This window comes from Terriglobus roseus DSM 18391, from assembly GCF_000265425.1.
Classification (GTDB): Bacteria; Acidobacteriota; Terriglobia; order Terriglobales; family Acidobacteriaceae; genus Terriglobus; species Terriglobus roseus.
Window position 1 is genome coordinate 2,047,524 of the sequence record NC_018014.1, and the last position, 25,693, is coordinate 2,073,216.

At 59.8% G+C, this 25,693-nt stretch carries 18 protein-coding genes; 12 read left to right on the plus strand and 6 right to left on the minus strand.

The annotated features are described in order from the left end of the window. Positions 1-253: 253 nt before the first annotated feature. Positions 254-1,432, plus strand: coding sequence for a glycosyltransferase family 4 protein (locus TERRO_RS08535; RefSeq protein WP_014785604.1), 1,179 nt, complete (start codon positions 254-256; stop codon positions 1,430-1,432). Positions 1,433-1,661: 229 nt separating this feature from the next. Here the strand turns inward: TERRO_RS08535 and TERRO_RS08540 are convergent, their stop codons facing one another. After that, complete coding sequence (locus TERRO_RS08540; RefSeq protein WP_245536257.1) at positions 1,662-2,759, minus strand: right-handed parallel beta-helix repeat-containing protein; 1,098 nt, start codon at positions 2,757-2,759, stop codon at positions 1,662-1,664. 959 nt (positions 2,760-3,718) lie between these two features. Between TERRO_RS08540 and TERRO_RS08545 the strand changes: the two genes are divergently transcribed. The 3 genes from TERRO_RS08545 to TERRO_RS08555 all read left to right on the plus strand — a co-directional run bounded on the left by TERRO_RS08545 (position 3,719) and on the right by TERRO_RS08555 (position 6,675). After that, complete coding sequence (locus tag TERRO_RS08545) at positions 3,719-5,485, plus strand: AMP-dependent synthetase/ligase (RefSeq protein WP_014785606.1); 1,767 nt, start codon at positions 3,719-3,721, stop codon at positions 5,483-5,485. After that, positions 5,482-6,276, plus strand: coding sequence for an HAD family acid phosphatase (locus tag TERRO_RS08550; RefSeq protein ID WP_014785607.1), 795 nt, complete (start codon positions 5,482-5,484; stop codon positions 6,274-6,276). Before TERRO_RS08545 ends, TERRO_RS08550 begins: the two co-directional genes overlap by 4 nt. 141 nt (positions 6,277-6,417) lie before the next feature. Next, on the plus strand, positions 6,418-6,675 hold the full coding sequence (locus TERRO_RS08555; RefSeq protein WP_014785608.1) for a helix-turn-helix domain-containing protein: 258 nt from the start codon (positions 6,418-6,420) through the stop codon (positions 6,673-6,675). Between the two features lie 256 nt (positions 6,676-6,931). Here TERRO_RS08555 and TERRO_RS08560 read toward each other — a convergent pair whose 3' ends face one another. Then, positions 6,932-7,798: a metallophosphoesterase gene (locus tag TERRO_RS08560; protein WP_014785609.1), complete on the minus strand. Its 867-nt coding sequence runs from the start codon at positions 7,796-7,798 to the stop codon at positions 6,932-6,934. A 64-nt stretch (positions 7,799-7,862) separates the two neighbouring features. Between TERRO_RS08560 and TERRO_RS08565 the strand changes: the two genes are divergently transcribed. The 4 genes from TERRO_RS08565 to thiE are packed head-to-tail and all read left to right on the plus strand — an operon-like array spanning position 7,863 to position 11,582. After that, positions 7,863-8,990 (plus strand): M24 family metallopeptidase, encoded by a 1,128-nt coding sequence (locus tag TERRO_RS08565; RefSeq protein ID WP_014785610.1) that lies wholly within the window; start codon positions 7,863-7,865, stop codon positions 8,988-8,990. 39 nt (positions 8,991-9,029) lie between these two features. Continuing rightward, positions 9,030-9,518 carry an acetyl-CoA carboxylase biotin carboxyl carrier protein gene (accB, locus tag TERRO_RS08570; RefSeq protein ID WP_014785611.1) on the plus strand — a complete coding sequence of 163 codons (489 nt, stop codon included), beginning with the start codon at positions 9,030-9,032 and terminating at the stop codon, positions 9,516-9,518. A 2-nt stretch (positions 9,519-9,520) separates the two neighbouring features. Further along, positions 9,521-10,912 (plus strand): acetyl-CoA carboxylase biotin carboxylase subunit, encoded by a 1,392-nt coding sequence (gene accC, locus TERRO_RS08575; RefSeq protein WP_014785612.1) that lies wholly within the window; start codon positions 9,521-9,523, stop codon positions 10,910-10,912. Next, positions 10,893-11,582 (plus strand): thiamine phosphate synthase, encoded by a 690-nt coding sequence (gene thiE, locus TERRO_RS08580; protein ID WP_014785613.1) that lies wholly within the window; start codon positions 10,893-10,895, stop codon positions 11,580-11,582. Before accC ends, thiE begins: the two co-directional genes overlap by 20 nt. On the opposite strand, the gene TERRO_RS08585 is transcribed toward thiE, so the two are convergent. Then, the gene (locus tag TERRO_RS08585; protein ID WP_014785614.1) at positions 11,572-12,915 is read right to left on the minus strand and encodes an acetamidase/formamidase family protein; all 1,344 of its coding nucleotides are present in this window, start codon (positions 12,913-12,915) and stop codon (positions 11,572-11,574) included. The genes thiE and TERRO_RS08585 overlap by 11 nt on opposite strands. Positions 12,916-13,032: 117 nt before the next feature. On the opposite strand from TERRO_RS08585, the gene TERRO_RS08590 reads away from it, so the two are divergent. Both TERRO_RS08590 and TERRO_RS08595 read left to right on the plus strand, forming a co-directional pair. After that, on the plus strand, positions 13,033-14,577 hold the full coding sequence (locus TERRO_RS08590; protein ID WP_014785615.1) for an APC family permease: 1,545 nt from the start codon (positions 13,033-13,035) through the stop codon (positions 14,575-14,577). 50 nt (positions 14,578-14,627) lie between these two features. Beyond that, positions 14,628-16,247, plus strand: a complete 1,620-nt coding sequence (locus TERRO_RS08595) for an amino acid permease (protein WP_014785616.1) — start codon at positions 14,628-14,630, stop codon at positions 16,245-16,247. A 323-nt stretch (positions 16,248-16,570) separates the two neighbouring features. Here TERRO_RS08595 and TERRO_RS08600 read toward each other — a convergent pair whose 3' ends face one another. The 3 genes from TERRO_RS08600 to TERRO_RS08610 form a co-directional block, all read right to left on the minus strand. Beyond that, entirely contained in the window at positions 16,571-19,336 is a 2,766-nt protein-coding gene (locus TERRO_RS08600) for a hypothetical protein (protein WP_014785617.1), read from the minus strand. 71 nt (positions 19,337-19,407) lie between these two features. Further along, the gene (locus TERRO_RS08605; RefSeq protein ID WP_014785618.1) at positions 19,408-20,163 is read right to left on the minus strand and encodes an ABC transporter ATP-binding protein; all 756 of its coding nucleotides are present in this window, start codon (positions 20,161-20,163) and stop codon (positions 19,408-19,410) included. 54 nt (positions 20,164-20,217) lie between these two features. Continuing rightward, on the minus strand, positions 20,218-21,618 hold the full coding sequence (locus tag TERRO_RS08610; RefSeq protein ID WP_014785619.1) for an efflux RND transporter periplasmic adaptor subunit: 1,401 nt from the start codon (positions 21,616-21,618) through the stop codon (positions 20,218-20,220). A 293-nt stretch (positions 21,619-21,911) separates the two neighbouring features. On the opposite strand from TERRO_RS08610, the gene TERRO_RS08615 reads away from it, so the two are divergent. Both TERRO_RS08615 and TERRO_RS08620 read left to right on the plus strand, forming a co-directional pair. Beyond that, positions 21,912-23,672: a GWxTD domain-containing protein gene (locus tag TERRO_RS08615; protein WP_014785620.1), complete on the plus strand. Its 1,761-nt coding sequence runs from the start codon at positions 21,912-21,914 to the stop codon at positions 23,670-23,672. Between the two features lie 159 nt (positions 23,673-23,831). After that, complete coding sequence (locus TERRO_RS08620) at positions 23,832-25,619, plus strand: carboxypeptidase-like regulatory domain-containing protein (protein ID WP_014785621.1); 1,788 nt, start codon at positions 23,832-23,834, stop codon at positions 25,617-25,619. The last annotated feature ends 74 nt before the right edge of the window (positions 25,620-25,693 follow it).

Sequence of the window (25,693 nt, forward strand, 5' to 3'; positions counted from 1 at the left end):
CGATCTTAATAGGCGGGCGCATCACATCCGGACACTCCCTCTCGTTGCAACTGGGATTCCATCCTAAAGAACAGCCCATGTTGACCGAATCGCACGGACTTCAGGGGGAGGGTACCATCGAGGTGAAGCAGCGAGTGCCGCCGTCCTGTCGCTGGTCGCTCATGGGCCAAGAATCCAGCATCAAGGGTGTGTGCATTGTGGAAATGGCAAGAGCATCAATGCATGATCTGCCTTCAGACTGAAAGGAATTTGCATGGATCGCGATCACCTGAAACTTGTCTTTTATGACGTACATGATCCGGAAGATAAACAATTCTGGGCCGGATCGTCCGCGCACGTAATTTCGGGCCTGCGAAAAGCTGGACAATCGGTGACCTCAGTTGGAAATCTCGTTCCCAGGCTCCGTCGTGTGCTTCGCGCCGGACTCTTCCACGCCTACCGGGTCGCCCGGAATTTGCATTATCATCCCGATCGGCATGACCTCGTAACCCGCTTCTACACGGCGATTGGCAACCGGCGACTACGTCAACATCGTGACGCGGACGCAATACTGACCGTGTCGGCGGCATTCGCGGCTTACCTCGAGGTACCACAGCCCATTTTCGTGCTACTCGATGCTACTTGGGGGCAGATCGTCGAGATGTATCCCTACTTTGCCGCCGATCGCCAGCCCGCCCACATCGTCCGGGCAGGATACGCGCTGGACAGGCGGGCATTCGCCAAACCGAATCTCCATCTCGTAATGACTTCTGCCTGGGCAGCGGACCGGGCAATGCAAGAGTACGGAATGGATCCTTCCCGCGTGCATATCCTTCCCTTCGGCGCCAACTTTACTGACGACCCGCAGCGCGACCTCGTCATGAAGGCCGCCGCCCAGCGCAACGGCCAGCACTGCAATCTACTTTTTGTTGGGCGTGAGTTCGACCGGAAAGGTGGCCCCATTGCCGTGGAAATCGCGCGCAACCTGAACCAGATGGGAGTTCCCGCCACGCTGCACGTCGTCGGGTGTTCGCCGGAGAGCATGCCCGATTGCGTCAAGGTGCACGGCTTGCTGAAGAAAGAGATTCCCGGGCAACTGGCGCAACTGCAGAATCTTTATGCAACCAGCGATTTCTTCCTGTTGCCCACCCGTGCAGAGGCCCAGGGCATCGTCTTCAACGAGGCCGCTGCATACGCACTTCCTGTTGCAGCCACGGACGTAGGGGGTGTCAGCACCGTGGTCCAAAAGGACTGGGGTTTTCTGCTTCCTCTGGAAGCGGATGCTCATCAGTATGCCGTTTGGTTGCGCAACGCGTTCCAGGACCGTGACTCTTACAAGCTTCTCTCAGAAAATGCACGTAAGGATTTCGAGGCACGTCTGAGTAATACGGTCTATACGCAGAAATTACTGGGGATTATTCGCGGTGCCCTCCATGCGACCCGTGCCGCATAAAAAGAATTGAATCGAGTGACTGCGGACTTTAGAAACGCGCATCGGATCGGGTATGAGTCACAACAGGGAATTAGATAGTGGCAGGGCGCTGGGAAAGATTCACAGTGGCTCAGCACACCTTGGTCGATCGTTCACCGTAGCAACCGGAAGAAGAGATTCCGAACGCGATGAAGGGGCACCGCCGAAGCGGTGCCCCTTCATCTTAGAGATGCAGTTGACAGGTATTCACTTACTGTCCCGAAGTGGCCGCCATGAACTTTGCCTGCGTCATACGATTCTGCCTGTCGCCAGCGGATGCCATCCTGTAGCGAAAAGCGTCGGGTGTCTTTGTGATCCAGGTCGTTCTACCGTCGAAGGCTACATGTCCCGCGCTGGCCGTGGTGTACAGCGCGCACTGCCCACCCTTGGTCGCGTCGTACGTTCCTCCCAGCACCTGCACTCCCGTCGCTGTTCCTTCAATCGTCAGCGAGCATCCGGAAACATCGGAGACATTGTTATTGCCGTAGACAGCGTTCGCTCCGCCAGCACCGTCAATGCCGTTGTACAGGGTGCCGTCCGTGCTTGTCTTCAGGTGGGCGATCAGATTATTGGTCGCATACCCAAAGGACTGGACCTGGATACCAAAACCCCGGCTGTTCGAGATCTTGTTGTTATTCACGTAGTCGTAGTTTTCTTCGGCAGAGATATTCCCTTCATTATCGGAAAGGGAGTTGTTTGCGATCAAGTTAGCTCCGCATGACGAAGCCAGACCATAGTTACGATCCTGGATACCCATCGCGGTCGTTGTGCGGACCGCATTATTCGCAATATATGCGCCCTTGATACCGCGCATGTTGATGCCGGCAATGTTGTAATTCAGGCCGACGGGCGAATCCAGCCTTCCAACCAGATTCTTCGCGATCGTCCAGCCTGTTACCGCCATCGAGCCATACGAAGTATTTGCGCGTACCATGATGCCGCCGTCGAACCCGAAAGGCATAGGGGCCGAAGATCCGGTGTTGAAGATCGTAAGCGCTTGGAGCGTGTTGTTCTGATTCGGGCCATTGCCTGCGGTGTTCGGCGAGTCTAGAACAAACGCAACCCCTGAATTCGTGGTGCGGATGATTTCCAGGTTCTGAATTGTCACAAAGGACTTGTTTATAGCGACGATGCCGTTCTGATGACCGCTTCCTGAGACTTCGATTGTGTGCTTCGAAGGATTCGAGCCGTCGATCAGATGCACATATAGTGTGTCAGCATCACTGTAGAAGGATCCTGGAGTGTTGATGGCAACCGCAAGATTGGCTTGCGCCTTCAGGGGCACCGCTTGGGCGTAGATGGCATCCACGAACACCTTATAGCTGGGAATAGTACGCCGGGTTTGGTAGGTGCCTGCAGAGATGAGGCTCCACCCGGTTTCGGGGTCAGCACCATCGATGATAGGCGTTGCACCTTGGCCATACGCATCGATAACCAACCTGCTGCGTGCGGAAGATCCCGACCCTGGCACAACCAGCTGCTCGTGCCAGACGTCTCCACGTCGAAGAAGGATCGAGTCGCCCCCTGTGACTTTCTTCAGAGCACCTACCCTGCTCAGCGTTTTGAACGCTGTTGTCTGACTGAGACCATTATTATTGTCGCTCCCCCCAGACTCAGAGACGTAGTAAGTGGTTGCCGAAGCGGATAGCGTAAGTGACGCACAGACAATGGCCGAGGCCCAGAAATGGTTCAAATGTGACATATATCTCCGCAAGTCAGAACAAAGTGAAGGATTACCATCCCTTTATAACTGCGGAAAATGGGTAAAGCTCTACCACTTTCGGGCATATCAAAAGCACTTTTGGTCATTACCTGGGCGAAGGGCTGTCCAACAGCTATGAGTGCGCAGGCGGCAACCACTCGCTGGAGCAAAGTCGTCGGGGACGATTTCAGATCGCGACCAGAGCGTCGTTGCCAGGCAAGGACAGCGCGTGAGCTGCAACTCGCGTGTTACCTCTGAGGAGGCCAGCGCAAACACCGCTGAAACGGCTACTTCGCTGATCGGCGAAATGGGCATAGGTTAGGACCTGTCTGAAGAAGCGAGTCGGCATTTGCAACGGCAGCGCACGCAACATCTGGTCTGGACGTACAACGGAAGACCGTCCTGTGGACATCGCCGAGAAGGACCGAAACTCATAGTGGAGGGCCGCAACGTAAATCGGTACCGCGCCGTCTGCCCGCACCGCATGACATCCCGAACGGTGTTTGCTTGCCACTAACCCATCGCATGTAGGATTCTCTGGAGACGAAATTGCCTCCGGGGATCGCATGCAGCTGCGTACGTTGAACGATGTGTTTCGGAATGCCACTTCGCGAGGCCAGTCCCGCGCAATCCTTTCTCCCAGCGGCGATCAGTGGCTGCCTATATCCTGCGACGCACTCTACTGGCGCACCCGCCGTCTCGCAGCCTGGCTCATGGCCCAAGGCATCACCAAGGGCGACCGTGTCGCACTCATCGCAGAGAACCGCTGGGAGTGGCCCGTCACCGACTTTGCCTGCCTCGCCATCGGCGCCATCGATGTCCCCATGTTCCCAACGCTCACCGCAGATCAGACCGAAGCACAACTGCGCGACAGCGGTGCGAAGATCGTCTTCGTCTCCACGCCCGACCTCGCTACCAAGATCCTCAAGTCCGGCCTCGATGTAACCGTCGTCGTCATGGATGCCGAAGCCAGCTCACAGCACATCGCCTTCGCAGACCTCGTCGCAGGCGAGGAACCCGGCACACGCGACGCAGACTTCGACGCCACGCTGCAGGCCATCGAACCAGGCGACATCGCCACCATCATCTACACCTCCGGCACCACTGGCGATGCCAAGGGCGTGGTCCTCACCCACGGCAACATAGCCTCCAATCTCACAGAGACGACGGACCTCTTCCGCTTCGGTGCGGAAGACCTCATGGTCTCGTTCCTGCCGCTCTCACACGTCACCGCCCGGCATATCGACTACCTTTTCTACGCAGAGAACGTCACGCTCGCCTACGTCAGCCGTCCCGAGCGCGTGCTGCCGGCAATGGCCGCGGTCAAGCCCACCATCTTCGTCGCCGTCCCGCGTGTCTATGAGCGTGTGCGTCAATCTGCGGAGGGCAAGGCGCTCAAGGCTGGCGGCCTCAAAGCGAAGATCTTTGCGTGGGCCATCAGGACCGGTGGCAAACACCGCGACCAGGTCGCGCAAGCGCAGGGCGATCCCTCGTCCCTCGCCTGGAAGATCGCGAACAAGCTCGTCTACAGCAAGCTGCGCGAGGCTATGGGCGGCCGCGTCAAGGTCTTCGTCGCAGGTGGCGCGCCCCTCGGCATCGATCTCGCACGCTGGTTCGCAGATGCGGGTATTCCCATCTTCGAAGGCTATGGCCTCACCGAAACCTCACCCGTCATCGCAGTCAACCTGCCGGGAAAGAACAAACTCGGCAGCATCGGTCCCAAGCTCAAGAACCTCGACGTCCGCTTCGCCGAAGATGGCGAACTCGAAGTCCGCGGCCCCAGCATCTTCCAGGGCTACTGGCAGAAGCCTGAGCAGACCGCCGCAGTCATGGATGGCGAGTGGTTTAAGACTGGCGACATCGGCGCCGTGGATGCCGAAGGCTTCCTCTCCATCACCGATCGCAAGCGCGAACTCATCAAGACCGTCAGCGGCAAGTTCATCGCACCGCAGCCCATTGAGAACAGGCTGAAGGTCTCACCGCTCATCGGCTTCGCTGCGCTCCAGGGCGACACCCGCAAGTACGTCACGGCCATCGTCTCGCCCGATCTCGTTGCTCTGGAAGAGTGGGCAAGGGAGCAGGGCATCCAGTCCTCCGACCGCACCGCTCTCGTGCGCGAACCGAAGGTCATCGCCCGCTACCAGCAGGAGTTCGACCGGGTAAACGCCGACGCCGCACCGTGGGAGAAGGTAAAGCGATTCCGTCTGGTGCCGGACGAGTGGACCGTCGACACCGGCGAGATGACACCAAGCCTCAAGCTGAAGCGCCGCATCGTGGCCGCAAGATATGCCTCTGAGATCGACGCCCTCTACACCGGAGCCGAAGCCGAATGATGTTCCGCGTCATCCGCGTCCTCGCTGCAGCGTTACTCTCAGCAACGCTCGCGAGCGCGCAGGTCGCGAACCATCCACCAACCTGCCCGAACCTGCGCAAGGCCTCGCCGCACCCAACGGCTTCGCAGATACTCGCCGCGCAGGAACAGGCAGCGGCTGATCCCAACGTGATCCTCTCGCCGGAACCCGTAGGCAACATCGGCCTGCTCCGCTACGCCCTCCGCGACTACGCCGACTGCACAGGCGACGCGGGCTGCTACTGGACCGATTTGGACGCACAAACCCAACGCGCTCTCAACGCACTGGAATCCGGGGTAAGGGAAGCGCGTCGCGGAGCAAAGCTGGCACTCGTCCTCGACATCGACGAAACCTCACTTTCCAGCTACTGCGAATCCATCGCAGAGGACTTCGGCTACATCCCGGACCGTTGGGAGAAGTGGATCGTCTCAAACGAAGCCGCAATCCCGATCCCGGGCACTGTCCGCCTCGTCAAACGGGCGCAGGCTCTCGGCGTGACGGTCTTCTTCATCACGGGGCGCCCCGAGGCCCAGCGTGCCGCAACCGAAGCGAATCTCACAGCCGCAGGCTACGCAGCCTGGCACCATCTATCGCTGCGCCAGGCCGGCGCCTATCCCTCAACTACTGCCTACAAGGCTGCAGAGCGCGCGAAGATCCAGGCGGACGGCTACACACTCCTGCTGAACATGGGTGACCAGTGGAGCGATCTGCAGGGCCAACCCATGGCACAGCACAGCGTCAAGCTCCCGAATCCCTTCTACTACCTGCCCTGATCCAAACCACGCACCAAAATTCGAATGTGCCAAAGACGATTTTTTCTTGTCTTACCTGCCTGAAAAGGGGTACAAGTATCTGGCTGGGCGGCCAATCCACCGGATCGAACGGCAACTCCCTCGCTTCAGGAAAGCCATCACATGCGTAGCTCTGCTGAGACCGTTTTGCGAGAGGTAATGGATATCCGGCAGGCCGCCGGATACCTTGGGATCAGCAGCGACACTCTCTATCGCTACGCGTCCGAAGGCTTCGTACCTGCGTTCAAACTGGGAAATCGCTGGCGTTTCAAGAAAAGCTTGCTCGATGCCTGGATGGATCGCCAGTCCGGTGCAGCCACACTACCTGCCCTTGCAGAAGTGAAGCCCCGCGAAAAGAAGCCAGCCCGAGCTGCGGTTTAGCGGATCCCGCCTCGGATCTGTCAAGAGGTAAATCGTATAACGTGCTTATTTTGAGTGGTTTACGTTGGCGGGTTTTCCTGTCCAAGCTGCTATCCTTGAATAGGACACAGATAGACGACTGGCAATGTTGCGGGCCGCTAAGTCCTTTGTTATCTAATTTTTGCGTGTAAACCCTTTTGAATCAGATTTTTGCCGAAAAGGGAATCGTCAACCCCTTTGTTTTCTAATTTTTACGGGAAACGCGGGGGGGGGCACCCTACGCCGGTTGCAGCGTCAGCATCGTCAGCTCGGGCGGACAGTTGAACCGGAATGGCAGGTGCATGCAGCCAAGTCCACGATTCACATAGACTTGTGTCCCCGCAGCCGCTTGGAACAGGCCCTCAACATATTTCACGCCCAGTGCAGGCAGCATCATTGCAGGCATCAGCGGAATGCGAACCTGTCCGCCATGCGTGTGTCCCGCCAGCATCAGATCCACCGGCGCGGTGGCAGCCACCGTGTCGACGAAATCCGGCTCGTGGCCCAGCAGGACGATCGGTTCGCCATCCTTCCGCTTCGGCACGGCGGTCGCCAGATTCGGCAGGTCGAAATAAGCGTCGGCGATGCCAGCGATCCAGAGCCGGTCGCCACGCAGATCGATTGCAGTGAACTCGTTGTTCAGCGGAGTCAGCCCGTGGCGTCGAAGAATCTCCCGCATCTGCGGACCGATGCCCGCGTCGTGATTGCCCAACGAACAGAAACGCAGGGCGCACTGGATCCCGGACAGGATCGAAGCGCATCCATCCGCATCGGCGAGATTGGTCGCGAGGGGCCCGCGGTGCGCCGTAATGAAGTCGCCCGTTAGAGCAACCATGTCCGGCTGCAGGCGATTGATCGTCTTCACCGCATGCTGAACGAAAAAGGGCTCGTCGTACGAATGGAAGTGAATGTCGCTGATCTGGGCGATTCGGAAACCATGGAAAGCCGTCGGCAGGTTCTTGATGTGGACAGTCCGCTCGACCGTCATAAGCGCGTGCCGCTCGATCTCGCTCGAGTAAAGCACCAGGGATCCTGCGGTGATGGCGGTGCCGATAAGAAAGCGTCTACGAGTGAGGACGCGTTGTGCGTGCTGAAACGGCTCCATACGTCATGATACCGGGCAGAGTGCCGCAGGCGAATGAATCCCCAGGGCATCGTATGATCGCCTGATGAATCAACGAGCCAGATTGCGCGCCCTGGCGTCGGCATTGACCCGCAAGTCCACGCCGGCATTGCTCGTCACGCACCTGCCCGATGTCAGGTATCTGACCGGCTTCACCGGATCAAACGCTGCGCTGGTGGTCCTCGCAGGCTCGCGCGTCTCCGCACGTCTCTTCACCGACGGCAGATACACCGCTCAGGCGAAGCAGGAAGTTAGCAGCGCAACGGTCCGCATCGCACCCAGGTCCGCGCTCGCGGAAGCCTGCGCCTACGCCGCCCAGCACGCCACCGTCTGCGGCTTCGACCGCACTCAGACCACCGTCGCCACGCTCGCCACGATGCGCACAGCAGCCCGCAAAGCTGGTGCAGACGGTAACTTCTTCAAACCATTTGACGGCGCTGTAGTGGCATTGCGTGTCGTGAAAGACGAGGAAGAAGCAGCGATCATGCGTCGAGCAGCAGCCATGACCGGCGATCTGTACGAAGGTCTCCTGTCATGGATTGAAGCAGGCATGCGGGAACGAGACGTCGCGGCAGAGCTCGAGCACCGCGCTCGCCTCGCCGGAGCCGAAGGTATGAGCTTCGAGACCATCGTCGCCGCCGGCGAACGCAGCAGCCACCCGCACGCACGCGCCACCGACGCGACACTGCAGCCAGGCGACCTGGTCACGCTGGACTTCGGCATCGTGCTCGACGGTTACTGCTCTGACATGACTCGGACCTTCGCCCTCGGCTTTGGTGGAGGCACGATTCCGCCGAGGCTGCGAGCGCGCTGGGCAGAGCAGCGCGAGGTCTTCGAGGCAGTCCTCGCAGCCCAGACTGCAGCCGTCCGAGCCGTCCGCCGCGGCGTCACCTGCGGGGAAGTCGACGAGGCAGCACGGTCCGTTCTGACCGAACTCGGCTGGGCGAAGTACTTCACCCACTCCACCGGCCACGGTGTCGGTCTGGAGATTCACGAAGGCCCACGCGTCGCGAAAGCGCAGTCACAGCGACTGGAATCTGGAATGGTGATTACAATCGAACCCGGGGTCTATCTACCCGGTCGCTTCGGTGTGCGCATCGAAGATACCGTGCGCGTGACGGACGATGGAGCCGAAGTGCTGACGCCCGTGCACAAGGGCTGGCTGGAACTCTGAGGGAAAAGCGGCCGGAAAGGCCGATGGCAAAGGAAGATGATGGAAGAGAAAGATTTGCAGGAACTTCGGGATCTGGTTGGGTTCCTCAAGGACAATGGCATCGCCGAGTTCGATCTTCACCGCGGCGAGCAGCATGTCCGCATCAAGTTCGCGCAGGCAGCAGTCGCACCGGCATTCGACGCCGCGCAGCTACAGCACTTCGCCGCGGCATCCGCCGCAGCGCACGCGCCAGCGGTGGCTGCACCTGTCACGCACGCACCAGCGCCGGTTGCAGCTCCTGAAGAGAAGCTGCACGAGGTGAAGTCACCTATCGTCGGCACCTTCTACGAGAGTTCAGCACCCGGTGCCGCCGCATTCGTTAAGGTCGGCGACATCGTGGAAGTCGGCCAGGTGCTTTGCATCGTCGAGGCCATGAAGCTGATGAACGAGATTGAGAGCGATGTGGCCGGCGAAGTCGTCAAAATCATCGCCAAGAACGGCCAGGCTGTCGAGTATGGTCTGCCGCTGTTCGCTGTGAGGCCGCGGTAAGCATGTTCAAGAAAGTCCTGATCGCTAATCGCGGAGAGATTGCGCTACGCGTGATCTCGGCATGCCGGGAACTCGGCATACGCACCGTCGCCGTCTATTCCGAAGCCGACCGCAACAGTCTGCACGTTCGCTTTGCGGACGAGGCTATCTGCATTGGACCGCCGCGTTCGGCTGAAAGCTATCTGAACGTCCCTGCGGTTATCTCCGCTGCTGAGATTGCGGACGTGGACGCCATCCATCCGGGCTACGGCTTGCTGAGCGAAAACGCAAACTTCGCGGAAGTCTGCCGCGCCAGCAACATCAAGTTCATCGGACCGCGCCCGGAAGTGACTCGCATGATGGGCGAAAAGTCGACGGCACGCCAGACCATGAAGGCCGCGAATGTGCCGATCCTTCCCGGTTCTGATGGCGTCATCGCCACCGTAGAAGAGGCGCTGGAGTGGGCCAAGCAAGTACGCTTCCCAGTGATCCTGAAGGCAGTTGCGGGTGGTGGCGGTCGTGGTATGCGTATCTGCCGCACAGCCGAAGAACTTCCAGGCCTCTTCAACCAGGCGTCGCAGGAGGCTTTGAATGCCTTCGGCAACGGCGACCTGTACATGGAAAAGTTCATCGAGCGTCCGCGCCACATTGAATTTCAGGTGCTCGCTGACGAGCATGGCAATGTGATGTCGCTCGGTGAGCGTGAGTGCTCCATCCAGCGCCGTCACCAGAAGCTCATTGAGGAAGCGCCGTCGCTTCAGGTCACGCCCGAGATTCGCGCGCGACTCGGCGGGGTTATCGAGCGCAGCCTCCGTGAGATCGGGTACTGGAACGCCGGCACGATCGAGTTCCTGATGGATGAAGATGGCGAGATCTACTTCATCGAGATGAACACGCGCATCCAGGTGGAGCATCCAGTCACCGAAGCCGTCACAGGCGTCGATCTGGTGAAGGCTCAGCTCCTAATTGCAAGCGGTGAAAAGCTCTCGGACATCGTCCCGGAACGGCCCGTCATCCGCGGTCATGCGATCGAGTGCCGCATCAACGCAGAGCATCCTGAGAAGTTCACGCCATCAGCAGGTAAGATCACGGCGTTCAACCTTCCCGGCGGCAATGGAGTTCGCGTCGACACCGCGCAATACCAGGAAGGCGTCGTGCCGCCGTACTACGACAGCATGATCGCAAAGGTAATCTGCCACGGTCGCGACCGCGAAGAGGCCATGAACCGCATGCAGCGCGCGCTGAGCCAGTTCGTAGTGGAAGGCATCTACACGACGATCCCGCTGCAGCAGAAGATCTTTGCGGACGCGGACTTCCGCCGTGGCGACTTCGATACAAAGTTCATGGAGCGCTTCTTCGAGCGCGAAGCCGAGCGCAAGAAGGCCGAAGCGGCCAATGAGCCGGTTGGCGTTTAATTTCAGCGATAACTTTCAGCGGCGCATCGCTTCCGGCGATGCGTCGCTTCGTCTTTACGCCATCCTCGACGCCGAATCCTGCGCACGTCGCGGCTTGTCACTCCTCGCCGTCGCGGAAGCATGGCGTAACGCAGGCATTCGTCTCGTCCAGTACCGAGACAAGCAGGGAACAGATGATGCGGTGCTTGCGAACGCGCTTGCGATTCGCGGCATCTTTGAGGGCTCAGGAGCGATCCTGATCCTGAACGATCGTGTCCCCCTGTTCGCAGCCTCTGGCTTCCAGGGCGTGCATGTCGGTCAGACAGACGCCGGCGTCACGACAACGCGCGAGATGATCGGTCGTGAAGCGATCCTGGGTACCTCCACCCACACGCCAGTGCAGGTAACGGAAGCAGACAAGACCGATGTATCTTACATCGCGGTCGGTCCTGTCTACGGTACGCAGACGAAGCTGGACGCCTCACCGGTCGTGGGCTTGGAAGGCGTCCGCACCGCGCGCGCCCTCACGCGCAAGCCGGTGGTGGCAATCGGTGGCATCACTGCCGAAACGGTGCGGCTGGTTCATGACAACGGCGCGGATTCCGTGGCGGTTATCTCTGCGTTGCTGCCGACATCCGGCGAGACGCTAGATAGGCCCGCGAAGACTTTGCTGCGTCTGCTCACGGTGTAATCGTCGGGCTGGCCGGGTTCGCCTGGCCCTGCGACACCGGCTTTGTAAGCGTGTCGAGTTTGCTCTTCGCCATCTTCAGGATGACGCCGGCGTTGCGGTCTGCCACCTCGCTGACCTTGTACTCCGCAGCGGTTCCAAGCACCATGGCAAATTCTGATGGCGTCAGCTTGTATACGCGCGCCAGATAGTTCTCCATGCGTTCGGTGGCGTCCTGAAAGGCAGCGTCGATAGAGCCGTCTAGGCCGATGGCCATCAGGTGCGTTGGCGTCTCCAGAAACGGGCCGCGGATCGGGACGTCGTGCACCACTTCCACCGTCACGGTGACATCCATGGATGTTTCGAGGGCGTCTCCAGTGGTTTCTCCGTCGCCTTGGACGGCGTGACCGTCGCCAAGATAGAGGAGCGCACCTGCTACTCGAACCGGCAGATAGAGTGTGGCGCCTTCGGTGACCTCGTTGAAGTCCATGTTGCCTCCGAAGTTGCCGGAGTCACCGGTTCTGGGTGCAGGGCCGCTGGGGTCTGTGGCGACCCCGATACAGCCGAGCATCGGCTTTAAAGGGACGCTGTAAGTAGCCATGTGTGGGCCTGGCTTCTCGGGGCTGGCAAGACCTTTCTCAAGGTCGAGGTGCCAGCGGACCACCCCAGAATCTGTCAGTCGGCGCGCGATGCCCGGCGGGTTCGCGCGGTCCACGATGCTGTTTGTGCTGATAGCCCAGTCGCGATTGAGCCTGAGGCGACGGATGTGAATCGCGAGTACGTCGCCAGGCGCAGCGCCGTTGATGAAGAACGGGCCGGTCTGTGGGTTGCCTCCGAGAGATCGCGGTGTGCCGGTGGCATCGTAGCCGGCAGCGTCCACGGTCCATGTGTGGATGGTGTCACCGGAGTTCACTGTGAGAACCGGTTCGTACGCCGCAGAGAATTGCCGGCGGAAGACTGTCGGCGTGAAGTCGTGGAATGTGGGCTGCGGTGCGACGCCAGTCTTCAGTGCGGCGCGAGTTGCGGTGAACGTGTGCGTCGTCGGGTGGCTGACGGCGGCGTTCTGAGCCCACACGAGCGAGCCTGTGATCGTGTCACCAGAGACGGTTGCGGTGACATCCTCATATCCACCCTGAGGGTCCTTCGCATGGAAGGACAGCTTGCCATTCTTCAAAGAGCCTTCGAGCTTATCGCCGCCAAGCTCGCCGGTGATGTGATCACCGTTCTGTTCCAGTGTGAGATTCCAGTTCGTCGGCGTGCCGAAGGTATCGATGTTCGTGATCCACTTGCCGCCCGCATTGGGTTGCTGAGCGGAGGCGGTTGCTGCGAACAGGATGGCGGCGCTGAGCAATTTCACGGTGGCTCCGTTCTGGTAGGTGGCTGCATATTGTGTACGTCCCGGTGGGACGCATTGACGATGAAATCTTTCGTGATTGGCTGATGCATTGCGGAACTGGTACAACAAAGCACACACGTGTCCAACGAAAATCTTTCAACAGACCAGACCCAGCCGGAGTTCGTCAAAGGCCTCGGGCTCTTTTCCGCCACGGCCATCGTTATGGGATCGATGGTCGGCTCGGGCATCTTCATCGTCTCGGCGGACATGTCCCGTACGCTGGAGTCGCCGGCGCTGCTGATCGCTGCCTGGCTGGTCACGGCGATCATGACGATCGTTGCCGCTCTCAGCTATGGGGAACTCGCGGCCATGATGCCCAAGGCCGGTGGACAGTATGTCTACCTCCGTGAGGGGCTTGGTCCGGTCTGGGGCTTTCTGTACGGCTGGACACTCTTCCTGGTGATCCAGAGCGGCACGATTGCTGCTGTGGGTGTCGCGTTCGGTAAGTTCCTCGGTGTCTTTGTGCCGTCGGTTTCGGCAAGTCACTGGATATGGCACATCGCTCATGTTCCACCGGTGAATGTTGGACCGATGGTGCTGGGCAATATGGACGTTGGCCTAAGCACGGCGAATCTCACGGCGATCATCATCATTACGCTGCTGACTATCCTGAATACGCTGGGCGTGAAGCTGGGCGCGTTGATCCAGAACATCTTTACCTCGGCAAAGATCGTGGCGCTTCTGATGGTCGTCGGTCTCGGTCTGCTGGCGAAGAATGCTGCAGCGATCGCGGCGAACTTTAGCGGCGGCAATTTCTGGCACGGTGCTGGTCTGCACTCTGTTCACCCGGTGACTGTAGGGGCGGGTGGGCCGACGGCGATGGTTGGCTTCCTGACCGTGATAGCGGTGGTGCAGGTCGGTTCGCTGTTCTCGAGCGATGCCTGGAACAACGTGACGTTTACCGCTGGCGAGATCACGCATCCGAAGCGCAATCTGCCGTTGTCTCTGGCACTTGGCACAGGCATCGTGCTGGCGCTCTATATCGCATGTAACTTCATCTACCTTGCCGTTCTGCCGCTTCACGGTTCGGCGGAAGGGACAACGATCCTGGCTCGTGGAATCCAGTTCGCCAGCGAAGACCGTGTTGCGACGGCTGTGATGGAGCAGGCGTTCGCAGGCTACGGTGCGCGCATTATGGCGCTGGCTGTGATGATCAGCACCTTTGGCTGTGCGAACGGCATGCTGCTCAGCGGCGCTCGTGTTTACTACACGATGAGCCAGGACGGACTCTTCTTCAAGGCTGCTGGAAAGCTGTCGCCAAAGTCGAAGACGCCTGTGGTCAGCCTGTGGGTTCAGTGGGCCTGGACCTGCTTCCTGTGCCTGTCCGGATCGTACGGGCAGCTGCTGGATTATGTGGTTGTTGCGGTTCTGATCTTCTACATCCTTACGATCGTTGCTTTGTTCGTTCTGCGGCGGACCCGACCGGACGCCGAGCGGCCCTACCGGGCGATTGGTTATCCTGTATTGCCTGCGCTGTATATCGTGATGGCTACGTTTGTCTGTGTTGTACTCTTACGCTATAAACCGCAATACACCTGGCCGGGAATCCTGATCGTTCTGCTTGGACTTCCGGTGTACTTCCTTTGGCAGAGGAAGGCAGATCCCCGCGTGGAAACGCTGTAGGTTCTGCATCTGCCGTAAGCATTTTGAGATTCAAGGAGTAACCCAAACGCATGGCTGATCTTTTCGCCAAAAAATCAATGGAATCGCTGATGACCGAGGCGCACGAAGAGGGCACTCACTCTCTTCAGCGCTCGCTCGGGCCGGTGTCGCTTACGATGCTGGGCATTGGTGCGGTCATCGGCGCAGGCATCTTTGTACTGTCCGGTCTTGGAGCGCACTCCGCCGGACCGGCGTTGATGCTGGCGTTTGTGTTGTCTGGCCTTGGCTGCGCCTTCGCGGGCCTTTGCTATGCCGAGTTTGCGGCGATGATTCCGCTGGCTGGGTCTGCTTACACGTACGCTTATGCGACGCTGGGCGAGCTGTTTGCGTGGATCATTGGTTGGGATCTCACGCTGGAATACGCCATGGGCGCAAGCACCGTGTCTTCGGGCTGGTCGAACAATTTCGTTGAGTTCCTGAACATCTTCGGTCTGCGGTTTCCGCTGTGGCTCGCGTACGACCACTGGACGGGACTTCGGACTGCGCTGGAGCGGGTGGCCCGTGCGTCGCTGGCTACGACACGGCCTGACCTGCACCCGGGCACGATGCCCTTCAGCGATGCGCTGGCTGCGATCATGGCGCATCCTTCGGCGGCTCTATCGTCGCAGGCACATGCTCTGTTGAACGCACCGCAGATCTTTGGTGTTGAGATCGGATTTAATCTTCCTGCGTTCATCATCGCTCTGCTGATTACGACGATCCTGGTGATCGGTATCCAGGAGTCGGCGAAGTTCAATGCGGGCATCGTTGTCATGAAGCTTGCGATCGTCCTGTTCGTCATTGGTCTTGGTTCGCACTATGTGAACCGCGCGAACTGGGGCACGGACTGGCATTCGTTCGCACCGTTCGGTGTGGGTGGTATCGGGCTGGCGGCCGGCCTTGTCTTCTTCAGTTACATCGGCTTCGACGCTGTCTCGACGACGGCGCAGGAGGCGATCAATCCGCAGCGTGATATGCCGATCGGCATCATTGTGTCGCTGTCGCTCTGCACGGTGCTGTACATCGGTGTTGCTGCGGTGCTGACCGGCATGGTGCCCTGGCAGTCGATCAACATTGAAGCCCCGATCGTTCGTGCGTTCCTGGAGTACAAGGTCGGCTGGGCTGCGAACGTGGTGACCATCGGTTCCATCGCTGGACTTACGTCGGTGATGCTGGTGATGCTCCTGGGTCAGTCGCGTGTTCTGTACGCGATGGCGAAGGACGGCCTGCTGCCGCGGAAGTTCTTCGGCGACATTCACCCTCGCTTCCGTACGCCCTGGAAGGGCACGATCCTGGCCGGTCTGCTGGCTGCTGTCGTCGGTTCGGTGACACCGATCGATGACATCGGCAAGATGGTGAACATCGGCACGCTGCTGGCGTTCGTCATCGTCTGCATCGCCGTGGTGATGCTGCGTCGCACCGATCCCGATCGTCCTCGTCCGTTTCGTGCGCCGCTTGTCTGGCCTGTGCCGGTTGTCCCTGTGCTCGGTGTTCTCTTCAACGGTTACATGATGTTCAAGCTGGGACCTGCCAACTGGATCCGCTTGATCGTGTGGCTGGTGATCGGCCTGGTGGTTTACTTCACCTACAGCCGGAAGCACAGCCGGGTGCAGCGTGGTTTGCTGCCGGCTGAGCCTGTGGATCACCTGTAACTGGAATCGCATACTGCAAGAGAGAGGCCGCCATCACTGGCGGCCTCTCCTCTTTGCTCTTAGGGGGGACCCCACCCCTTGAATCGCTAAAAATTAGATTCTAAAGGAGTTGAGTATTCCCATTCTGGCAAAAATCAGATTCGAAAGGGCTTAAGGGTAAAAATTAGATAACAAAGGACTTAGCCGATTGCGGCATCGCGCGCTGACTGGACCTCTTTCAAGGATAGCAACTCTGCGGAAATAACCCGCCAAGTTTATTTCCTTTGGAATGAATGGTTTAAGTCCTTAAGGGGCTTGACAGCGATTACGGATTACTCGGATGCCTAGTGTGTCGCTTCGCCTGCCGGACTGTCTTGCGAGGTGGCCGGCGCCGCGGGTTGAGCGGGTGTCGCGGGACTGTGGTGTGCCGGAACGACGGCAGCAGGTGCCACGGCGGTGGTGACGACGGATGGATCATCGCGCAGTTTGAGATAGAGCGTGCGATTGTCTGCGGGGCGTGGCACAGGTAGCGCCTCGCCGGCAAAGCCCATCGGAACTGCGATGGGTTGCGTGAAGTCGCTGTCTGCGGCGATCGAGTCGACCAGGAAGAGGTTGGCACCAGTCATCTGGCATCCAGTCTCCGGCAATGTGGCATCCTCCGCGAGGGGCTGCACCGTCCGTGTCGAGGCTTTGGTGCAGGTGATCGCCGTGATGGTTGGCGTACGGACGAGCGTTCCCAACGAGATCCAGTCTCCGACTGTGCCATCCTCCGAGAGCGCACGAAGTTGCAGCGGGCCGAAGGCGGACGGGCCGAAGGATTTTGCAGGGGAGAGGAAGGCGATTGCCGTGCGGTTGTCCTGGAGGACGAGCGAGCCCTCGCCAAGTGAGAGCGTGGTTTTGAGCGAGCCATCCGCGAGAGCGATCTCGACCTTTTGCGACCGCTGGAAGCGTGCAGGGAACTCCGATCGCAGGGCGATGGTGACCTTCGCGTTGAGCGGTACGTCGTCCTTGCTGCCCAAAGTCAGTGGAAGTCCGGGCTGACCGTCCGGCTTGACCGAGGTGCTGAGCAGCCGGAGAGAGGGGCGTGCTGCGTCGACCGTGTAGGGAACGGTAAGGGTGCGGCCATCCGCGAGGAAAGCTTCCGCGATACCGGTTTCGCCGGCTGTCGTCAGGGGAAGCTTTGCCTTTGCGTCCTTACCGGGAGTCGGCGTTCCTGCGAGGCGAAGATCCTTGCCGTTCGCGGGCTGCTCCTCCGTGGGTTTGTAGTCAGCGCCAGCGAGGCGGACGGACTTAACGTTGTTGAGGCCGCTGCCGGAGAGCATGGCGAAGTGATCGCCGGAGTGGATGTGCAGCGTTGCGAGGCGTGTGGCGTCCGAGTAGGACGTTGCAGCGACTTTCTCGACGTTGGGCGTACCGTACTGATGGACAAGCAGGTGCATGCTGCCCGGTGCCGCCTTTTCGAGTGGGACCTGAACCTCAACAGCCTGCGGCGCTTTGATGTCGGGACCGCTGACCTGCTTCCACTGGAGTGGAAGGCCGTGGCCGCCCTGATCGAGGTCAACCTCTGAGGTGCATGCGGTTCCGTCGGCGTGGAGCATCAACTGATTCATGCGGCCGGCGATGAGGTCAGAGTGGCTTGCAGCATTCCAGCCGCCGCCTATCCGCCGCTGCAGCGGCACAGTGACGCCGGAGAAGTTATCAAAGCCCCACGAGCCCCGCAGCGTACCGGTAACGATGAGATCGCCCGTAGAATCTACGGCGCCGCCCTGCAGGGTCGCGGTGGACTTTGCGGAGTTCGGTGCCTGAGCAGTGGTCTTGTTGGCAGCGGAGGCACGCATGCCCGTGGGGTTCTCGACGGAATCGCGTGCTTCCGGAGCGGCCACTGCCAGCGGTTTGCGTTCGGGCGCATTCGTCAGAACCAGACCGCCTTCGAAGGCGTCCGGAGCCAGCGGCAGATCGGTTTTGCCACCGAAGGTCGCGCCATTGTTCAGGTGCAGGACCAGATCGTGCGCGAAGCCAGTTGCGAAGACGAGTGGCGCGCCTTCCAGCGGCAGGACCATGGAGGGCTGCAGGAGGCAGGAGACGTGCGCCGCATCCTGCAGACGGAGCGGGGGCGCTACCGATGACTGAATGGCCGGTAGAGCGACGACGATGACCGACTTGGGGTTGTGGAAGGAGGGTGGAGTGTTGAGACGCAGATTGAGCGTTTCGTCGTCCGGGAAGGCGATGGCGGGGATGTACTGAAACTGGGCCGTGTGGATGCCGTTCATCAGACGAACGAGGTCGATGACGGTTCCAACGTAGGCGGAGTAGACGCCTGAGCCGCTGGCCATGGGCGTTCCGGCGACGGCGCCGATGAGGTTTGCCGAATCGCCGGAGGTCAGCATGGACGCGAGGGTCTGTCCGTGACCGTCATCCAGGAGGAGCTGTGTGCCCGTCTGGCGAAGGCAGCTCATCTGCTGATCGGCGGGCTTCTTAAAGCAGTCATCGTTTGGTTTGAGGTTGAGCGTCGCGGCGAGCTTGTGCGAGTGGTCCAGCAGGTCTGCCTGCGAACCGGCGGGCACGCGGCGAATGGCCTGGAGATAGCGCTCGATGCGCGCCTGTTCGAAGGAGGCCTCAATCAGATCCTGTGCTGCTCGTACGAATAGACCGGGACGGCCAGTCACGGCGGACTTCAAGGTCGAGTAGTCACCGCCGGTCTCTGGCGCAAGAAAGATGAGAGCCTGCTGTGCCTCTGCCGGGACGGTGACAACCACTCCCTCAGAGCTGACCTTCTTGTCCCAGGTGTTGACGCGGGTGAACCACTTCTCTGGCGGGGGATTGGTGCTGCCGCGGAGGAAGGCGACGACCATGATGAGCTTGACCGACTGGGTCGCCGGCAGGTCGGCATGAATGGTGAGCTTGTCGCCCGCTTGCAGGTTGGGCACCATGGCGATGGGGAGCGACTGATCACCACGCTGGACGTGTACATCGATCTTTGGGCCGGTAAGGTCGAAGCGGCCGCCTGTGGCGCCTTGTGCGTGTGCAGAGAAGCAGCAGGACGCAGATGCTGCGAGCAGCACCGCGGATCGTAGGACAGTTCGAAACGTATTTTTCTGTGCTGCAGCCATCGTTCCCAGTTTAGACGCTGGGATGCCTTCGTCGGTGCTTGTCGTGCTGTGGCGGGAAAGTGAGACGACAACTAGACGGCAGCGGCTGCCTTGCGCGGCGAGGGATGGTCGCTGGCAATGACGCCGTCGCGAATGGTGACCACGCGGTTGGCGTGTTCTGCAATATCCGGCTCGTGTGTGACGAGGACGATGGTGTTGCCCTGGCGGTGCAGGTCTTCGAAGAGCGCCATGATTTCGACACCGGTTTTTGAGTCGAGGTTTCCCGTTGGCTCGTCGGCCAGGATGATGGACGGGGAATTGACGAGGGCGCGCGCGATGGCGACACGCTGGCGCTGACCGCCGGACATCTCATTCGGCTTGTGATCCATGCGGGTGCCGAGGCCTACTGATTCAAGCACAGCCTTGGCGCGAATGATGCGGTCAGTGGCGTTGGTGCCGTTGTAGATGAGTGGCAGTTCCACATTGTGCAGGGCAGTGGCGCGCGCGAGGAGGTTGAACGTCTGGAAGACGAAACCGATCTCCTTGTTACGGATGCGTGCGAGTTCGTCGTCGGAGAGGCGCGAGACGTCATGACCGTTGAGGCAGTAGCTGCCCTGCGAGGGCGAGTCGAGACAGCCGATGAGGTTCATCAGTGTGCTCTTACCGCTACCGGACGGTCCCATGATGGCGACGTACTCGTTGCGGCGGATGCGGAGATTGACGCCGCGGAGAGCGTGCACCTCCTGCTCGCCCATGACGTAGGTCTTCCACAGATTCTCTGTGACGATCACTTCGCCGGGGTCGCACGCCACGACATGGTTGGTCACGGTGCTGGTTGCTGTCGCCATACTCACCTTTGCAGTCTACTGCGCCGCGGTCACGCGACCGCAGGGTTGCCTTTGTTACGACGAGGTTTCTGCCGTTTCGGGCGTGGTGTCGCGTTTGATGGAGCTTCCACTGGCGAGTGAGCGAAGAATCTTATAGCGGCCGGTGACGACCTCATCGCCAGCCTGCAGACCATCCGTTACCTGGATGTCGGTGGAACCGGTAATGCCGGTCTTTACCGGCCGGAAGTAGGCGCGCAGCTTGCCGTTCTCGTTCTTGACGACGTAGACGCCCTGTTCCTTCTTCGCGTTCTTCGTGTTGCTTGCCGCGGATGCCGTGTCGCCTTCCGGCGCCTTGCCGTGGTTCTTCGCGAGGACGGCTTCGGCGGCGGGATCGCGCGAGACAAGCGCTTGTAGTGGAAGGATGACGGCGTTCGAGACGGAGGCGGTGCGGACCTTTGCGGTGGCGGAGAGGCCTGGGCGAAGCTCGTCGTTGTTCTGACCGCTGACGTTGTCGAGTGTGACAACGACCTTGAAGTCCTTGGCCTCTTCCGTGCCGGTGGTGGACTGCGAGGTCGCGATGCCGGTGGTGCGGAGGAGAGCCTGGTCGCCTACTTCTGTGACGTGGCCGTGGAAGATGCGGCCGGGCAGGGCATCGACGGTGACGTCAACGGCCTGGTCCATCTTGACGTTGATGACGTCGGTTTCGTCGACCTTGACCTCTGCGGTGATGACGGACATGTCTGCGATGGTCATCAGGGTCGATCCCTGCGCGTTCTGAATGCCGGTGACCATCGTCTCGCCCTCGCGGACGGGGACGTTGGTGACCAGGCCATCATAGGGTGCGCGGGAGATGGTCTTGTCGAGTGCGTCGAAGTTGGCTCGCTGTGATGCGACCTGCTGGTTGACGTGAGCGCGCGAGGAGTCCGTCTGCGCCTTTGACTGGGCGAGTGCGGCCTCGCGCTGCTGAACAGTGGCAGCGCTGACGTCGTAAGCAGCCTTCTTGGAGTCGTAGTCCTGCTTTGCGACGAGCTTCTCTTTGTAGAGGGACTCATAGCGATCGATGTCGAACTTTTTCTGCTGGAGATCGGCGCGGGACTGGGCGAGGTTTGCCTCGGCAGTCTTCTCTGCGGCGACGTAGCTGTTGACGTCTGTCTTTACCGAGGCGATGTTTGCGGCCTGGGAGGCGACGGTAGCTGTGGGCTGAACGCTTTCCAGCGTTGCGAGCACCTGGCCCCGCTTCACATGATCGCCCTCTTTGGCGTAGAGGTGCGTGATGCGGCCAAAGGCCGTTGCGCCGATGTTGACGTATGTCTTGGGCTTGATCTGGCCGGTCCCGGTGACGATGGAGGTGAGATCCTCGCGCTGGATCTTCGCCGTGGTGACGGCGATGACGCCGGCGCGGCTTTTATAGATACTTCCACCCACAATGGCGGCCAGGACAAGGACCCCAGCCACGATCAGCAACACTTTCTTCATAAGTCGCTTTACCTGTATGCCGCGGTCGGCCGTTCGTCGAATGAGCCAAGCGGTTCAACATCTAATACGCGGCATGGCTGGAAAATGTTCCGCCCTAGCAATTGCTTAGTTGCTGCGCGATGTGTGCACGCCATTTCGACTGCACTTCGTCCAAGATGATAGCAGCGCAATTTGGCGCGGCGGTAAGCTTTTGTGTTGTGGGGGTGGCGAATCTCCTGCGATGCTTGCCCACCCGTTTATCGGACTTTACAATACATTGACCCGGGCTTCGGCCCGCGTGGAGTTGCAGGGCGATGAGCAGAGCAGTTTGGCAGGGTTGGATCGGTGCTGCGGCACTGATGTTGGGTGGACTATCCGCGGTGAGCCACGCCCGCGCACAGGCGTCAAACGTGACGCCGACGCCCACGGGGGAGACCACGCCGACTGTGAACAAGTCTGCACCGCCGGAAGAGCGCCCCGACCCGATGAAGCGTCGGTTGAGCGATCGTGAGCGTATTCAGCAGCAGAAATACCTGAAGAACGAATTGAAGCCGGACGGCACCTTCAAGAAGTGGTTGGAGCAAGACGTCGTCTGGATCATCTCGGACCAGGAGATTTCCGCGTTCAAATCGCTGAAGAACGATGAAGAGCGCGAGAACTTCATTGAGAACTTCTGGCTGCGTCGCAATCCGAATCCGGATTCGCCGGACAACGAGTTCCGCGAGCAGCACTATGCGCGTATTGCGTATGCGAATGAGCATTTTGCGGCGGGCAAGCCGGGATGGAAGACCGATCGCGGTCACATCTACATTGCCTGGGGCAAGCCGGATTCGATCGACTCGCACCCGAGCGGCGGATCGTATGACCGCCCGATGGAAGAGGGCGGCGGTACAACGTCCACCTTCCCGTTTGAAGTGTGGCACTACCGTTACGCCGAGGGCCTGGGCGACAACGTTGATCTGGAGTTCGTCGATACCTGCCAGTGCAACGACTATCACATGACTATCGATCGTTCAGAGAAGGACGCGCTGAAGTATGTTGCTGGCGCGGGCGCGACTCTGTACGAGCAGACTGGTCAGGCTACGCGTGCCGATCGTATGAACGGCGGCCTGGAGCAGTTGGGCAAGGGCCCGATGTCGACCTCGCAGCAGTCGAAGCAGTTCGATCGCATCTCGCTGTTTGCGAAGGCGCTTGCAGCTCCGCCGATCAAGTTCAAGGACATGGAGCAGTACATCACGTCGGCGCAGATCCTGAAGGGACCGCCGTTCCTGTTCGATGTGCGCACCGACTATGTCAAGGTGACGAACGATACCGTCCTGGTGCCGGTGACACTGCAGATCCAGAATAAGGACATCACCTTCCAGACGAAGGACAACGTTTCTACGGGAACGGTCAATATTCTGGGGCAGGTGTCGAACATCAACCACCGGATTGTTCAGACGTTTGAGGACACCGTGAACGTCCAGGTGCCTTCGGAGTTCCTGGCGAAGACGCAAGCGAACAAGAATATGTACTGGAAGGCGCTGCCTCTGCGCCCGGGTATGTACAAGGTCGACATCGTCATCAAGGACGTCAACAATCCGGAGCACATTGGAACGTGGCGCCGTTCGGTGAACGTGCCGAAGTATGACGATGACCGTCTGTCCGCATCTTCGTTGATTCTGGCGTCGAGCATGGCGCGCGTGCCGTCGAAGGAGATCGGCGCTGGTTCGTTCGTGATCGGCAACACGAAGGTGATTCCGAGCGTTTCGGCTAACCCATCGCTGCCGGTGATCTTTAAGAAGAGCGGCAATCTGAACTTCTGGATGCAGGTTTATAACCTGGGCATCGATGAAAAGAGCAAGCAGAACAACGCCGAGATCCAGTACCAGGTGACCGACCTGGCGACGAATAAGTTCGTTCTGGATACGACGGAATCGACAGCGAAGACGAACCCGAATGCAGACCAGGTGACGCTGGAAAAGAGCCTGCCGCTTGGCAGCCTGCAGCCGGGTAAGTATTCGCTGGCCATCAAGATCAATGATGGAGTTTCAAAGCAGCAAATTTCGCAGACTGCTCCCTTCGTTATTGAGTAGTTTGTGGAGTAGACTGCAGGGGCAAGGCGGTACGGTACGTTTCGAGAAGAGAGCTGGCGCAAGACACGACAGCCCTGCTCCTTCTGGTTTGGTTTTCCCGGGTTCGGATGCTGGAACCCTTTGGGAGAGGCTGAGACGCGAAGAAGGTACATCCAGGCAGTGAAGCAGTTGACCTTGCAACACGGTGTGGTTCTGACGCTCGCAGCGCTAGCTGCCTCGGCATGCACGGGTTCGTGCGCAGAGGCACAGCTAACCCAGCGCAGTGCGGACGTGTTTGGCGCCAGCACGGTGAGTGGCATCATCCGCGATGCGGAGGGTGTGCCGCAGATGGGTGCCCTGGTCGAGGCACTGCTCCCGGATACGTCCGTGACGGCGTCTGCCATCACCGATGCGCGTGGCCGCTACCACCTGAATCTGAGACCAGGTCGCTATCGCATTCAGGCTACGGCAGCCTTATTTCTGCCGTCTGTGCGGGATCGGCTGCAGGTGTTGCGCGGCGGTCGAACCATTGTGAATCTGACGATGGCTACGTTGCTGGCACCCAGTGGATGGCTGCCGGCGTCGCGCCGTACGACCAGCGAGCCGAGTGACGACTGGATGTGGACGCTGCGCTCATCGGCCGGCAGGCCGATTCTGCGTTTCGACAGCTCGGGTGGTTTGAGTTCATCTCAGCCGGACGATGAGGAGAGCAGCGGACCACTTGCGGTGTCTTCAAGCCGTCAGGAGTCGAGACGCGGTGCGTCTGGTGGCAGTGTGACGGTGAAGAGCAGCCAAGGTGGGTTTGCTCGCGGTGGCAGTCACAACGTCCTGGTGCTTACCCGTGTGAATGAGGACGGCAGTGGTGCGGTCCTTCGAACAGATCTGTCTGGCCCTCGTTCGCCTTATCCTGTAGCGCCATCGACGGAATTGAGTGTCGGCATGCAGCGCCGTATGCCCCTGAATGGCTTCACGCGGGCTGTCCTCACGTATTCCAATCATCCCGAACTCACCTCCGGCCGCGGTATGACCGGCATGCAGGGCGCGACTTTGCGGTCCGGGGAACGAATCGAGGTGGGCGACCTCCTCCGAATCGATGCCGGAAGCGTTATGCGCGAGAGCAATCTAGGAGGCAATGCGCTCATTGTGGAGCCATTCCTCCGGGTGTCGGCGCACGGTCCCGCGAGCATGGTGCTGGCTTACAGCATGACGCGTTCGCGCGGAACGGGAAGCCTTGATGATCTTGACCGGGTAGGTGCGCCCACTCCGATTGCCGTCATGCGGAATGGACATATGCGCCTGGAAACAGGCAGCCACCACGCGTTGTCGGCCTCTGGCGAGATTCCCGGCGGGGGCGTCATTGAAGTTGAGCTATTCCGCGATGCTTTCAGCAATCCGCTGATTGGTGGAGTTGGCTCGCTGGCGGCTGCGGACATTCCCGCGGAGGGCCTGGTTGTCGATCCTACGACGACTACCTACCGTGTCGCAGGTCGTGATTACGACAGCGTCGGGGTGCGCGCTTCCATTCGGCAGCCTGTGACGAAGTCCATGCATGTTGGAGCTGAGTTTGCGACGGGGCAGAGTCTTCGCGTTTCGCACCTGCAGAGTGCATCGATGACGGACGTGCTGAATACTCTTGCTCCTGCACAGTCGTATGCGGCGACGGCGTATGCCGATGGCAAGGTCTTGCACACGGGAACTTCCATTCGAGCCAGCTATCGCTTCCAGCCGTTGCGGACGCTGACCGCCGTAGACGGCTACCGTGTCGGGGATGAGGGAGCTTATCTCTCTTGTTCCATTCGTCAGTCTTTAGGGCATACACGCTTGCTGCCGCAGGGACTGGAGGCGGTTGTGGACGTACAGAATCTTCTCGCGCAGGGATATCAGCCGTTCTTTTCGAGTGATGGCACGACGATGTATCTTGCGCAGACACCGCGTAGCCTCCAGGCTGGACTCTCCTTTACTTTCTAAGTGCGCCTTGATTTTGCGACACGCTATAACCTGTGTTACATTCATCTAGTCGCGCAACTGCGCGGCAAGCTGTG

Excerpts from the sequence above, each read along its gene's own strand:
- TERRO_RS08550 (WP_014785607.1), top strand. The coding sequence starts at position 5,482 with ATGATGTTCCGCGTCATCCGCGTCCTCGCTGCAGCGTTACTCTCAGCA.
- TERRO_RS08545 (WP_014785606.1), top strand. The coding sequence starts at position 3,719 with ATGCAGCTGCGTACGTTGAACGATGTGTTTCGGAATGCCACTTCGCGA.
- TERRO_RS08615 (WP_014785620.1), top strand. The coding sequence starts at position 21,912 with ATGAGCAGAGCAGTTTGGCAGGGTTGGATCGGTGCTGCGGCACTGATG.
- TERRO_RS08600 (WP_014785617.1), bottom strand. The coding sequence starts at position 19,336 with ATGGCTGCAGCACAGAAAAATACGTTTCGAACTGTCCTACGATCCGCG.
- accC (WP_014785612.1), top strand. The coding sequence starts at position 9,521 with ATGTTCAAGAAAGTCCTGATCGCTAATCGCGGAGAGATTGCGCTACGC.
- TERRO_RS08565 (WP_014785610.1), top strand. The coding sequence starts at position 7,863 with ATGAATCAACGAGCCAGATTGCGCGCCCTGGCGTCGGCATTGACCCGC.
- TERRO_RS08560 (WP_014785609.1), bottom strand. The coding sequence starts at position 7,798 with ATGGAGCCGTTTCAGCACGCACAACGCGTCCTCACTCGTAGACGCTTT.
- accB (WP_014785611.1), top strand. The coding sequence starts at position 9,030 with ATGGAAGAGAAAGATTTGCAGGAACTTCGGGATCTGGTTGGGTTCCTC.
- TERRO_RS08535 (WP_014785604.1), top strand. The coding sequence starts at position 254 with ATGGATCGCGATCACCTGAAACTTGTCTTTTATGACGTACATGATCCG.
- TERRO_RS08610 (WP_014785619.1), bottom strand. The coding sequence starts at position 21,618 with ATGAAGAAAGTGTTGCTGATCGTGGCTGGGGTCCTTGTCCTGGCCGCC.
- TERRO_RS08595 (WP_014785616.1), top strand. The coding sequence starts at position 14,628 with ATGGCTGATCTTTTCGCCAAAAAATCAATGGAATCGCTGATGACCGAG.
- thiE (WP_014785613.1), top strand. The coding sequence starts at position 10,893 with ATGAGCCGGTTGGCGTTTAATTTCAGCGATAACTTTCAGCGGCGCATC.
- TERRO_RS08555 (WP_014785608.1), top strand. The coding sequence starts at position 6,418 with ATGCGTAGCTCTGCTGAGACCGTTTTGCGAGAGGTAATGGATATCCGG.
- TERRO_RS08605 (WP_014785618.1), bottom strand. The coding sequence starts at position 20,163 with ATGGCGACAGCAACCAGCACCGTGACCAACCATGTCGTGGCGTGCGAC.